The organism is Synechococcus sp. WH 5701 (assembly GCF_000153045.1).
In the GTDB taxonomy this organism is placed as follows: Bacteria; Cyanobacteriota; Cyanobacteriia; order PCC-6307; family Cyanobiaceae; genus Regnicoccus_A; species Regnicoccus_A antarcticus.
Window position 1 is genome coordinate 763,719 of the sequence record NZ_CH724159.1, and the last position, 11,961, is coordinate 775,679.

Here is an 11,961-nt window from a genome sequence, read left to right on the forward strand (position 1 = left end):
ACCGGCCTTGATCGGCTCAGAATGGCCCCAGCAAGGCCTCTGCCGATGATCACCCGACGGACCTTCGCCACGGCTTCGCTGGTGTTGGTGCCTCTCTCCCTGGCGGCTGAGATGCTGCACTGGGGCGAGACCGTGGTGTTCGTCTGCTCGGGGCTGGCGATCCTGCCGCTGGCCATCTGGCTGAGCACGGCCACGGAGAAGTTGTCCGTGGCCCTGGGCCCATCCCTTGGCGCCCTGCTCAATGCCGTCTTCGGCAACGCCTCGGAACTGATCATTGCCTTAGTGGCCCTGCGGGCCGGGCTGGTGGACATTGTCAAGGCCAGCATCACCGGCACGGTGATGGCCAATCTCCTGCTGGCCCTCGGTCTTTCGATGTTTCTTGGCGGGCTGGGGCGCAGTGAGCAGCGCTTCCAGCCTGTGGTGGCCAGGGTGAACGGCTCGGCCATGACCCTGGCGGTGCTGGCGATTCTGATCCCGAGCATTGCCGTGATCTCCACGGGGGCAGCGCCGGAGCGCACCGAGGCCTTCTCGGGGTTCGTGGCCTGGGTGCTGCTGCTGGTCTACCTGCTGACCCTGATCTTCTCGCTGCGCACCCACCGGGCTCTCTACGAGGTGGCGGAGGTGGAGTGCCGCGATGAGGAGTCTCCCGCCAGCCCCATGCCCTGGCTGCTGGTGCTGATCGGGGCCACCACGGCGCTGGCGCTGGTGTCGGAGATCTTTGTTGGGGTGGTGCAATCCGTCACGGCCCAGCTCGGGCTCACGGATCTGTTCACCGGGGTGGTGCTGCTGCCGCTGCTGGGAGGGGCGGCCGAATTCCTCACGGCGATCACCATGGCCCGCCGCAATCAGATGGACCTGGCGGTGTCCGTGGCGATGGGTTCCACCCTGCTGGTGGCCCTGCTTGTGGTGCCGGTGCTGGTGCTGACGGGGCCTCTGCTGGGACATCCGCTCGACCTCAGCTTCGAGCTCTATGAGCTGGTGGCGGTGATCACGGCGGTGCTGGTGAGCAATCTGGTGAGCCTCGATGGCCGCTCCGACTGGTTGGAGGGGGTGCTGCTGCTGGCTGCCTATGTGATTCTGGCGGCTGGTCTTTACTTTCAGGCCCTCTGATTTGGGGCTTTGAGCTATGCTGACCAAAGTCCAATCTTGTTGGTGAGTCGAGTCTTGCTGCTGAAACGTCTGCTCCCGCTGCTTCAACTCCTTGCCTGTCTGGCCCTGGCGGCTCCGGCCTCCGCCGGCTCCCTGCTGCAGTCGGTGGCGGCCTCGGGCGTCCTGGTGGGGGGTACCAGCCGTGATGCCTTTCCCTTCGCTTACCAGAACGAGGAGGGTCAGCTCGTTGGCTACTCGATCGACATGATGAATCTGATCCGGGAGGAGATCGAGCGCCAGACGGGCCGTCCGATCAAGCTGAAGCTGGTGCCGCTCGACACCGACCAGCGCCTCTCCAGCCTGGAATCAGGGGCGGTGAACCTGGTCTGCGATGCCAGCAGCTTCACCTGGAGCCGCGATGAGAAGGTGGATTTCTCGGTGAGTTACGGCATCACCGGCACCCAGTTGCTCGTGCCCCGGGGCTCGGGGCTCTCCTCTCCTGAATCCCTGGCAGGGAAGCGGGTGGGTGTCCTGCCGCGCACCACCAGTGTCCTGGCAGTGGCCAGCCGTCAGCCGGCTGCCTCGCTGGTGCTGCTCAAGGACCGCCAGGAGGGCTATGAGGCCCTCCAGCAAGGCCGCATCGATGCCTTCGCCGACGACGGCATGCTGCTCTATGCCTGGTTGCAGCGTCAGGGCGGCCAGGCTCCCTTCAAGGTGTCGGCGGACACTTACTCCAGGGAGGGCATCGCCTGCATGGTGCCCCAGAACAATTCATCCTTCCAGCGGGTGGTGGACCTGGCTCTGATCCGTTACATGCAGGGGTTTCTGCGTCAGCAGCCCAGGGAGCGGGGCATCTTCGATCGCTGGTTCGGCCCCCAGGGCAAAACGCCCCTTACCCAGGACGTCACCGGCCTGTTCACCGAAACCATGCAGTTGATGGTTGACTTCAAGGAAGAAGTGCCGTCCAAACCCTGAGGCGGTCTCGATCCCACCCTGTTCACGTTCCTGCGATGTCCAGCATGCTTCGATCCCTCGGTGGCTTCGTTGCCCTTCTGCTGCTGGGAGCACTACCAGTCAGTGCCGGCTCCGTCACGGCCGATTCGATCATCGACCAGGACAGTGCCCTTCAGCAGGCCACCGGCCAGGTTCCCGAGGGCGCCACGGTGACTGGCAGCCGTTGCCAACAGATCGTGATGCCCGGCGACAGCTTCCGTTACCGCTGCAGCGTGGAGTTCACCACAACTCCGCCTGCAGCCAACCCCGCTCCTTAAGCCTGCTCCGATCCATCGAATGTCCCAGGATCCCGACGATCTCGCACTGGCTCATGCGCCCTCCCGCCCTCTGGGCCTGCGGGTTCTGGCCGGGGTCGGGGCCCTGGCCTTCGCCTTGATTGCCGTCAATCTGGCGGTGGTGATCGTGCGCATGCTGCTGGCGCCCTCCCAGGAGCCGAAGCCCCGCCCCCAACCCTTGGCGGCCCGCACCGCCGCAAGGCCCCTGTCGGCCTGGATGTTGGCCCTGGCTATCCCGGCACAGCCGGCCATGGCGGCCGATTGGCGGGCCTACGGGCCGCTGAGCATCGACTGGACCAGTTGGCAACTGATGGACGGCAGCCTGGTGACCCGCAGCCGCAATGCCAAGAACCAGATGTTCTATCTCTCGGTCAATTGCAAAGCCGGCCAGATCAACGTCACCGGTGCGTCGATGAACTGGAAAGGCTGGGAAAAGCCCCAGGCTGGATTCGAGACCCGGCTGCTCGCGGAGGCCTGCGCCAGCCCCAGGCCCTGAGCCGAAGGGCTGGTTGGTGGCTTCCATCCCCTAGGGTCGCCGACCCACCCCGCTCCTGATGGGCCCCATGGCCAAGACCCCAGGCACCGCATCCCCAGGTTTGATCAGCCAGATGCAGGGCCTGAACCTGGCCAAGCTGCTCACAATGGTGCTGTTGCTGATCCCAGCGCTGGTTGCAGGCTCACCGAGCGTGCGGGTGGCGATTTACCTGAGCCTGCATCTCACCTACTGCTTTTGGTGGTTGCTGGAGCAGGCGCTGTTCCCGGAGCGGTCCCAGCAGCTGTTCACCGAGCGCATCGGCGTGCTCACCCTGCTCGCCCTGTTGCTCTACGTGGGTGTGTTCTATGCCGTGCCCGGTTGGCTGGCCATGGCCAACCCGCAGCCGATCAGTGCGAATACCATCGCCCTCGGTCTTGTGCTTTATATCCTGGGCAGCTTGATCAACACGGCTGCCGATGTGCAGAAGATGACGGCCAAGGCCATGGGAGCCTCCCTGGTGTCCACGGGCATCTGGCGGCGGGTGCGCCACGTGAACTACCTCGGGGATCTGATGCGTTATTCCAGTTTCGCTGTGATTGCGGGCTCGCTCTGGGCCTGGAGCTTGCCCCTGAGCGTGGCACTGCTCTACCTGGCTCGAATCCAGGCCAAGGAGTCATCGATGCTCAGCCGTTATGACAACTTTGAGACCTATCAGGCCAGCAGTGTGCGTCTGCTGCCCTGGTTGTGGTGAGGCACGGGTCAACCCAGCTGAAGGAACTCCTCGGCAATCACCCCGCTGATACGGCCTGTCAGGGCCCCGGGATCCAGGCTGCTGCCCAGCAGGAGGGCCTCCAGGTTGCCGCGGGCGAAGATCCCAAGACCCTCAAGGCCGCGTCCGACAGAGTCGGTGATGCGGGCGGGTGCCAGTGAAAGATCGGCTGAGTCCACCCCCAGGATCACGATCCGGTCAAGGTCATCAATCGCCTCGATCACATCCACCTTCCCCCCCGGCACGTTGTTGGCGTCGCCTGCGTAGAACGGATTGACGAGGAATTGATCACTGCTGATCACCATGGTGTCAGCGTCGCCATCAGCTGACGAGAGAAAGATGTTGGTTCCGAAGCCACCGAAGAGGATGTCGGCTCCGAGCCCGCCACTGATCAGATCGCGCCCCCGGCCTCCACGGATCAGGTCATCGCCCTGGCCGCCCACCAGGTAGTCGTGGCCCTCATTGCCCAGGATCAGGTCGTCCCCCTGGTTACCGAACAAGCGGTCGTCCCCAGCCAGTCCCCGCAAGCTGTCGTGACCGCCCAGGCCCCGGAGTTGATCCAGTTCTGCGCTGCCCAGCAGTGTGTCGTCGGCCACAGCATCGCCGCTGAGCTCGATCCCGCTGATGGCTGCATCGCCAGGCGCCACCGCCAGCTGCCCCGCCTCATTCACCTGGAGGGCATGAACCAAAGGCATCGGCATCGGGGCAGGGGCCCGCTCTGCCACCACCTGCTCAATCGCCTCCCCCCAGGTGGCGGCCATGCGTTCAAAGGCCTGGCTCGACGGATGCAGGCCATCGATCAGATCGTTGCCGACGGCCTTGAACTGATCCACCACCCGCAGGCGCAGCTGGGAGTAACGCAGATCCGGCAGGGTGTCGCGGATGAAGTCGTTGTACTCGCGCAGTTCCTGGAGTATCACCGAACTGATGGGGTCCCTCAGTCGATCCCGGTTCCAGGCCTCGGTGATGGTGGGAATGGTGGCCACGATCAGCTCCAGCTGGAGCTCTTCCCGGGCGGCCAGGCGGTTCACCTCATCAAGGAAGGCCTTGAGACGATCGATGCTGGCTTCGGCAATCCTGTTCTGCTGCTCACCCTGTCCATCGTTGTTTCGGTCTCCGGCCGCGACCGCTCCATCTCGCTGCTCCACCACCTGGTGGACGATGTCGTTGCTGCCGATCATCAGCAGGAGGACATTGATCGCCTCTTGCTCTCTGGAGAAATAGCTGGTGCTGATGGCCTGATCAAGGTCCTGGAACAGGCCATCACGAATCGCGCCCTGGGGTCCTTCATTGGCCTGCAGCGACACGTAATTCCTGCCACCGATTGCTGCATCGGTGCGGGAGATCCCCCAGCCGGGCCGTCCCCAGTGATCGCGGTCGGATGCCGTGTCGCCCGACTGGGAATAGCGACCGACGAAATTTGGGCTTAGGCCCAAGGATCTCAGCAGCTCGTCGAGCGGTTTGCGGTAGCCGCCTGGAACATTGAAACCATGGGTGATCGAATCACCCATCGGCATGATCGTCAGCATGGTGGGTCATGCATGGGCTGGTTCAGCCTGAGCCTCAGCGGCTGGGTTGCCAGTCGTCGGGCGGTTCGGATTTACTGGTTTCGGCCAGGGAGGGGAAGGTGCTGCGGGTGAGTGCCAGCACCTCCTGGCGCACCATGGCTCGGAAGCTGGCAGCGTCTTCGGGATCCAGCACCGGGTAGCCCATGGGGTTCTCCACCGTTTCGGAGCGCAGCGACTTCCAGCTGGACGTGCCGCTCTGGCGGATGGCCTCCAAGGCTCCGGGGAAATCAAAGCTGAGGGTTTCGCCGCTGGCGGCGGCGGCTTCGATCCAGCGCTCCCGTGCCGGAGTGAGGGCCTTGGCCTTGAGGGTGTCCGGAAGCCCCAGCACCGGTTCGTAATAAGCCAGGGCGCGGAGTTCTTCTTCCAGCACGATCGGCCAGGCGCCGATACGGCCGTTCTCCAGACCCGTCTCCACGGGGCTGCTGCGCATGGCCTCGAGCTGGGCAGCCAGCCAGCGGTAATGGGATTTCTCCTGGATCGTCTTGCGCCCTCCTCCCTTGCCGTTGGCGGCCCGTCTGGGCAGCGCCGCTTCGGCCTTGCGCAGGAACTCCCTCTCTTCACGCTCCAGGTTGATCGCCCCCCAGCGCTGGCGGTACTCCCAGAGTTCTTCGTACTTCCTGAGGTCCTCGGCTGACCAGCCCAGGGCCTTCAGTTCGTCCACCCGGTTGTCACTGCCCTTCAGCACCCGCTGATCTTTCGCACTGGGGGCAGAGTACGTGCCCTGGGCTCAGGGCCTGAGCAGATCAAGGCTCTCCAGCAGCGCCCTGTGCTGCGGAATGGCAACGAAGCCATGGGCGGCCATCGCCCCGCTGACCGCCACCGGCGGCACCCCGATGCCGGGGAACACCCCCGCTCCGCAGAGGCTGAGCCCCTCGATCGGGGTGGATCCGGAGGGGAAGACGCCCTGGTCGGCCCCCAGGGCCGGGCCGTAACTGCCCTGATGTACCCGCAGGAAGCGTTGGTGGCTGCGGGGGGTGCCGTGGAGTTCGATCACCACGCGCTCCTCCAGATCGGGAATGATGCCGCCGAGCACCTGGCGGAAGATGGCACAGCGTTCGCGCTTGAGCTGCTCGTAGGCCTCCGTTCCAGGCTCCAGGTTTTGCCACAGCTCCCAGGGTTCGTTGGCCGGGGTGTAGCCGTGCAGCACCTGCTGACCCTGGGGGGCCAGGGAGGGATCCAGTAGCGAGGGCATCGAGAGCACCAGCATGTTGCGCTCGGCGCCGATCCCCCGCTCCCAGTCGCCCACCCAGACGTGGTGGACCGGCAGATCCTGCAGCCCTTCGCCGCGCAGGCCCATGTGCAGGTGCAGAAAGCTGGCGCAGGCCGGAGTGGCGGCTCGCTGCTGGCGCCAGCGGCTGTGGCCAGATCCAGGGGGCAGCAGGGCGAGGGTGTCCCAGGGGCTGGCGTTGCTCACCACCCCCCGCCGGGCGCGGATCAGCTGACCATCACCCAGGCGCACCCCCCGGGCGGCACCCCCCTCCAGGATGATCTCGGCCACGGGGCAGCTGGTGTGCAGGGCTCCGCCGTGGCGCTCCAGGCCCCGCACCAGGGCGGCCACCACAGCGGGGCTGCCGCCGAGGGGGTACTCCAGGCAGGCGCCGGGGTCGAACCAGTCGGCGAACAGGGTCGCCATGGCGGCGGCGCTGGTCTGATCCATCGGCAGGCCCGAGATCAGGAAACAGAGCAGGTCCACCCAATGGAGCAGGAAGGGATCACGCAGGTGGCGGCGTGCCATCGGCCCGAAGGCGCCCCCAAGGGCGGCCAGCTGCGGGGCCAGTCGGGCCAGCCGGGCGGAGCGGCGTACTCCCAGCACGGCGGCCATGCCCAGACCCGGGCGCAGGGCCAGCAGTGGCAGGGCCAGGGCGGCTTGGCTGAAGGGCTGGAGCCAGGTCATGAAGGCGCTCCATTCCTCGGCGGCGGCCAGCCCCCTCAGCTCACGGACCGTGGCGATGAAGGGCTCGGGCCCCACACCGATTCGCAGGGAACCCTCCGGCAGCAGCAGGCCCCAGTCGGGATAGGTGGCGACTGGCACGGTTTCGCCGAGAGCCCGCAGGACCTGGGCCAGGGGATTGCTGCTGGGCCAGCGACCCAGACCGCTCCAGAGCGAGGGCCCGGATTCGAACTGGAAGCCGCGCCGCTCGAAACCATGGGCGGCTCCGCCGGCCCGATCGTGGGCTTCGAGCACCACCACATCGAGTCCGTGCAGGGCGGCCAGGCCGGCACAGCTGAGCCCGCCCAGGCCGCTGCCGATCACGACCAGATCACAGCTGGAGGAGGGGGCGGACACGTAGGGGCTGATGGGAACTGCTGTTGATGATGGGGCCGCAGGCCTGGGGAGGCTTGTAATGATCCGCAACAATGTGTTACATTGAGTTCATCGAAACGGAGATCCCCATGGCTCAAGCCACCGCCACCGCCCCCAACTCGGCTCCTGTGACCGCCAGCGAGCGCGCCACCATCCGCGGCGCCACCGTCACCACCGAAGACGGTGGCCGCCTCAATGCCTTCGCCACCGAGCCCCGCATGGAAGTGGTGAGCCCCGAGAGCGGCTGGGGGTTCCACGAGCGCGCCGAGAAGCTCAACGGCCGCATGGCCATGCTTGGCTTCATTGCCCTCCTGGCCACTGAATTTGCCCTGGGCGGCGAGGCCTTCACCCGCGGCCTGCTCGGCATCGGTTGAACGGCCCCGGGCTCAGCGAGTGCTGAGCCCCTCCGTTGCTATGCGCTTGATTGCCGTTCTGCTGGCCGCCCTGCTTCTGGGCGGCTTTGTTGTGTCTCCCGCCTGGGCCGCTCCGCCGGAGCGTTACCTCTGTGACGGAGATCCCTTGCTGGCCGAAGTTCATGCCGGTGCTGTTGACGCGCCGGGCATCCCCAACACCAGTGCCGGCACCGTTCCGGGTGCCTTCGTGGTGCTGCGTTGGCGCGATCTGAGCTTGCAGCTGCCGCGCACCAACATCAATGCTGCTCCCAGCTACTCCGACGGCAAGTGGTTCTGGTCTGCTGCCGACCCCGAGCGACCAAGGCTCAGCTTGCTGGTTGGCTCCTTGGAGGAGTTTCCCTGCAGTCGCTGAGGCTCAATGATCAGCCCAGCCGCCAGTCTCCCATCTGGGACAGGGCAGCTTCAGCCGCATTGAGCTCCCGCTCGGTGTCGAGCCAGCCCTCGTTGCCCAGCGGCAGATTCTGAATTTGGCCTTGAAGCCGCATTTGGAGGTCCTGAAGTCGGCTGCGCAGCGCCTCGATTCTGGAGCGCTTCAGCCAGATCGCCTGGCCAGTGAAGGAACAGTGCTCCATCGGTGCTCAGCGGCGGGTGAGTGGGACTCGGGGGCAGTGGCCAAGAGGGGCTTTGCCCCATCCGGTCCAACAGACCCTGTGACGGCACCAAGGTTGGCACAAGCACCACGGCCTGATCCAAGCTCCTTAAGATTTTCTTCACAGGAGAACCCCATGCCGATCGCCAGCACGGATCTGCTCGACTCGTTGATGTGGCGCTATGCCACCAAGCTGTTCGACAGCGAGCGCAAAATCCCCACAACGACATGGGAGGCCCTTGAGCAGGCCCTGGTGCTCACCCCCTCGTCCTATGGCCTGCAGCCCTGGACATTTCTGGTCATCGACGATCCGGCGCTGCGCACGGAGTTGCGGCCGTTTTCCTGGAACCAGGCCCAGATCACCGAGGCCTCCCATCTGGTGGTGTTCCTGGCACGGCGCCGGATCGAGGACAGTGATCTCGACCGCCTGATCACCGCCACCGCTGCCGCCCGTGGTCTGGATCCGGAGCAGTTGGCCGGCTACCGCGAACTGATGCACAAGGACCTGGTGGCAGGTCCCCGCAGCGCCCGGATCGACCTCTGGTCAAGCAATCAGACGTACATCGCCCTGGGCAATTTCATGACGGCGGCAGCCCTGCTCGGGGTCGACACCTGCCCGATCGAAGGCTTTTCCCCGCCCGATTACGACCGCCTGCTGGCCCTCGATGGCACCCCTTACCGCAGTTGCGTGGTCTGCGCCGCCGGCTACCGCAGCACTAACGACAAGTACAGCAGCCTCGCGAAGGTGCGATACCCCCAGGAGAAACTGATCGAGCACCGCTGAGTCTCAAGGCGGAGCTTGCGTTGGGGCGTCAGCCGAAGCGGTCGCTGAAGCGGTTCACCAAGGCGTTCATCGCCAGCAGCAGCAGCCCCACCCCCACGAACACCACCCCCTTCAGGCCCAGGTCGGCCCGGGCCAGATCGATCACCAGCAGCCGCAGCAGACAGAGCCCCAGCCCCGCCAGAGCCAGATGGCGGAGTGGGTTGTTGCGCAACCAGGCCCCCAGGCAGAACACCAGGAAGGCCTGGGCTGACCAGAGCAGCGTCAGCAGGCCGGCATCGAAGCGCCAGTAGATCGCCAGGGCGAGCCCCACCAGCATCGGCAGATCAATGGCCGCGAGCCGCTGACCCTCCAGCCGCTTCAGCAGGGCCATGGGACCAGCCAGAGCGCTTGGGGCATCGCTGGCCTCCCGGGGCGTCTGCCGGTGTTGCCACACCACGAAAACGATCTGGAGCAACACTGCCAGCCCGATCAGCAGCTGATTGCCTGCGCCCCACTCGCCGCCGTCGAGGCGCAGGTCGCGCAGGGCGAGCACCAGCTGGAGCAGGCCGAGCCAGCTGATCGGCAAGGCATAGAGCCTCCCCCGTGGCTCGAAAAGGTTGTTGCCGCAGCGGTTGATCAGCAGCAGGGCCAGCCCGGCCCAGGCAAGGGTCCGAGCGGCAGGGGACAGCTCCCAGAGCAGGATCAGGTTGAGAGTCAGCATTACGGCGTCCAGCAGGTAGGGGCGCAGCCGCCTCCAGCCGGGATAGGCGTTCAGGGGCTGTTGGTGGCTGATTCGCCACCAGCGCAACAGCACCGTCAGGCCCAGCCCTTCCAGAGGCCATCTCCAGAGCATCAGACCGAGCTGCGCTGTTGAGGGCAGCACCCAGGCGGGCCAGACCACCAGCACCGCCAGCAGGTACCCCGCACCCAGCAGCAGCAGGGTGCGTGCCGTTCGCGCCGAGGTCCGGGTTGCCAGATCCGCCAGGGGCAGCGCCAGCAGCAACCAGGCCGTGGCCGGCAGCAACGGCGAGAGCGGAGCAAGCAGCAGCTGGGTGGCCAGCCCCAGATCCACCGCCAGCAGCACGATCGCGGCCTGGCGTGCCCGCCCCCCGGCTCCGGCCTTCATCAACAACCCCGCTAGCAGCAGAAGGGGCAGGAGGCGCAGGCTCACAGTGCCGGCCTGCCAGGGGGCTGCCAGCAGCAGGTTCAGCCAGGCCAGCCCATGCACCATCACGCCAGCGGCCTGGGCCCCCGCCAGCACCCCCGGTGCCCGCACTCTCCTCGCCAGCAGCACCATCGCGCCCAGCGCCGCCAGTGCCAGCCACTCCATCCAACCGGCCGCCAGGGTCTGCACCGCTGCACTGACTACGAGCCCACCGCTGAGCCAGCCCAGGCTCGGCCTGGCTCGGGTCAGATCCACCGAGGCGGCGGCTGCCGCCGCTGCCCCCAGCAGCAGGGTGATGGCGTTCTGGCTGCTGCTGGGTCCGATCGCCGGGATCAGGCCCACCAGCGCCAGCAGCACTCCGAAGCCCAGGCTCAGACCCCAGCTGATCCGTGGCCACCAACTGTCGGGACCAGCACTGGAGATGCGCAGGAACACCAGGGAGGCCACCAGCACCGCCAGCAGCAGCAGCAGCCCGTTGGCCAGCAGCGGCCCGAGGCTGAAGAGGGAGCTGATCACCAGCAACTGGGTGATCAACTGCTCGGCCCGCTGCAACCAGGACTCGTTGTTGCGGCCGGCGTGCCGGGCCAGACCCACGGCCAGCAGGGCCGCGAGGGCGCAGCCCAGGGACCGGCCCAAAGGGCTGGTGGGATAGGCCAGCAAGGCCAGTGCCAGGGCCAGCCAGTTGGTGAGCAGGGCCAGCAGCGCCAGCACGTTGAAGGCGCCCGGCCTGGCCCGCTGCCCATGCACCATCAGCACGCCGGCTCCGAACACCACCACGGCGGCGGCCAGCCCAACGGGGCGCAGGCTCTCGTTGCGGAAGGGCAGATCGGTCTGCAGAAACCAGAACCAGTGGTGCAGCGCCGCGGCCCCACTCACGATCAGCAGCTCCCCATCCCAGCCGCGGCGATGGGCCAGGCCGAGGCCGTGAAAAGGCGATGGCCACCAGCCGCGCCCAGGCCCGCAACCGTCAGGGATCAGCCAGGACGCCATGAGTCAATCGAAGAGGTGGGCGAAGCCGAAGTGGTGAAGCCCCTCAACGATGCCGTCGCAACCATGGCCCACCGCCGGGAAAGTGGCTGGCAAGCGGGGTAGATGAAGGCGCAGGGCCGGCTCGGCATTGCCGACCATGATCCCCGGGAGTCCGGTCTGGAACATGGCCAGATCGTTGAGGCTGTCCCCGGCCGTCACCACCTGGCGGGGGTCGAGCTCCAGCCAGCCCAGCAGCTCCAGGAGGGTGGAGCCCTTGGCGACGCCACCAGGGAGCACATCGAAGTAGCGGCCGCCCGAATGCAGGCAATCGACACCCTCAGCCTCCAGGCGGGGGACCAGTCCGTGGTCGAAGCTCTCAGGGTCGTAGTCGTAGGCGAGGTGCCGATCGACGCTGATGGGCTCGGCACTCAGGCCCGGCTGGCCCCTCAGCTGGGCTCGAGCCGCTGCTGCAGCCCCCGCCAGCGCCGCTCGATCGGATCGACGGCCAGGGGCACGAGCTGGAGGCTGGCGCCGCAGCCACCGTGCAGCCCACATCACCGATCACCA

At 66.5% G+C, this 11,961-nt stretch carries 14 protein-coding genes; 8 read left to right on the forward strand and 6 right to left on the reverse strand.

What is annotated here, in order from left to right; genetic code table 11:
* The first annotated feature begins 45 nt into the window (after positions 1–45).
* The 5 genes from cax (at position 46) to WH5701_RS04805 (ending at position 3,604) form a co-directional block, all read left to right on the forward strand.
* A complete protein-coding gene (cax, locus tag WH5701_RS04785) occupies positions 46–1,110 on the forward strand; it encodes a calcium/proton exchanger (RefSeq protein WP_006170881.1) in 1,065 nt (354 codons plus the stop codon).
* Between the two features lie 54 nt (positions 1,111–1,164).
* Positions 1,165–2,064 (forward strand): amino acid ABC transporter substrate-binding protein, encoded by a 900-nt coding sequence (locus WH5701_RS04790; RefSeq protein ID WP_006170882.1) that lies wholly within the window; start codon positions 1,165–1,167, stop codon positions 2,062–2,064.
* 35 nt (positions 2,065–2,099) lie between these two features.
* Complete coding sequence (locus tag WH5701_RS04795; protein ID WP_006170883.1) at positions 2,100–2,360, forward strand: hypothetical protein; 261 nt, start codon at positions 2,100–2,102, stop codon at positions 2,358–2,360.
* 19 nt (positions 2,361–2,379) lie between these two features.
* Positions 2,380–2,874: a hypothetical protein gene (locus tag WH5701_RS04800; RefSeq protein WP_006170884.1), complete on the forward strand. Its 495-nt coding sequence runs from the start codon at positions 2,380–2,382 to the stop codon at positions 2,872–2,874.
* Between the two features lie 67 nt (positions 2,875–2,941).
* The gene (locus WH5701_RS04805) at positions 2,942–3,604 is read left to right on the forward strand and encodes a DUF1295 domain-containing protein (RefSeq protein WP_037980340.1); all 663 of its coding nucleotides are present in this window, start codon (positions 2,942–2,944) and stop codon (positions 3,602–3,604) included.
* An 8-nt stretch (positions 3,605–3,612) separates the two neighbouring features.
* Here WH5701_RS04805 and WH5701_RS15680 read toward each other — a convergent pair whose 3' ends face one another.
* Genes WH5701_RS15680 through WH5701_RS04820 form a run of 3 tightly spaced genes read right to left on the reverse strand, consistent with a single transcriptional unit; the run spans position 3,613 to position 7,477 of the window.
* Complete coding sequence (locus tag WH5701_RS15680; protein ID WP_006170886.1) at positions 3,613–5,151, reverse strand: SGNH/GDSL hydrolase family protein; 1,539 nt, start codon at positions 5,149–5,151, stop codon at positions 3,613–3,615.
* 34 nt (positions 5,152–5,185) lie between these two features.
* A complete protein-coding gene (locus WH5701_RS04815; protein ID WP_006170887.1) occupies positions 5,186–5,875 on the reverse strand; it encodes a hypothetical protein in 690 nt (229 codons plus the stop codon).
* 42 nt (positions 5,876–5,917) lie between these two features.
* A complete protein-coding gene (locus tag WH5701_RS04820) occupies positions 5,918–7,477 on the reverse strand; it encodes an NAD(P)/FAD-dependent oxidoreductase (protein WP_006170888.1) in 1,560 nt (519 codons plus the stop codon).
* A 107-nt stretch (positions 7,478–7,584) separates the two neighbouring features.
* Between WH5701_RS04820 and WH5701_RS04825 the strand changes: the two genes are divergently transcribed.
* Together WH5701_RS04825 and WH5701_RS04830 are read left to right on the forward strand one after the other, a co-directional pair.
* Positions 7,585–7,869, forward strand: a complete 285-nt coding sequence (locus WH5701_RS04825; RefSeq protein ID WP_050751416.1) for a hypothetical protein — start codon at positions 7,585–7,587, stop codon at positions 7,867–7,869.
* A 40-nt stretch (positions 7,870–7,909) separates the two neighbouring features.
* A complete protein-coding gene (locus WH5701_RS04830; protein ID WP_006170890.1) occupies positions 7,910–8,260 on the forward strand; it encodes a hypothetical protein in 351 nt (116 codons plus the stop codon).
* Between the two features lie 10 nt (positions 8,261–8,270).
* Here WH5701_RS04830 and WH5701_RS04835 read toward each other — a convergent pair whose 3' ends face one another.
* Positions 8,271–8,480, reverse strand: coding sequence for a hypothetical protein (locus WH5701_RS04835; protein WP_006170891.1), 210 nt, complete (start codon positions 8,478–8,480; stop codon positions 8,271–8,273).
* A gap of 153 nt (positions 8,481–8,633) precedes the next feature.
* On the opposite strand from WH5701_RS04835, the gene WH5701_RS04840 reads away from it, so the two are divergent.
* Positions 8,634–9,281: an NAD(P)H-dependent oxidoreductase gene (locus WH5701_RS04840; protein WP_006170892.1), complete on the forward strand. Its 648-nt coding sequence runs from the start codon at positions 8,634–8,636 to the stop codon at positions 9,279–9,281.
* A gap of 28 nt (positions 9,282–9,309) precedes the next feature.
* Here WH5701_RS04840 and WH5701_RS04845 read toward each other — a convergent pair whose 3' ends face one another.
* Both WH5701_RS04845 and WH5701_RS04850 read right to left on the reverse strand, forming a co-directional pair.
* Positions 9,310–11,415 carry a hypothetical protein gene (locus tag WH5701_RS04845; protein WP_006170893.1) on the reverse strand — a complete coding sequence of 702 codons (2,106 nt, stop codon included), beginning with the start codon at positions 11,413–11,415 and terminating at the stop codon, positions 9,310–9,312.
* A 3-nt stretch (positions 11,416–11,418) separates the two neighbouring features.
* Positions 11,419–11,949 carry an HAD family hydrolase gene (locus WH5701_RS04850; RefSeq protein ID WP_006170894.1) on the reverse strand — a complete coding sequence of 177 codons (531 nt, stop codon included), beginning with the start codon at positions 11,947–11,949 and terminating at the stop codon, positions 11,419–11,421.
* Between the last annotated feature and the right edge of the window lie 12 nt (positions 11,950–11,961).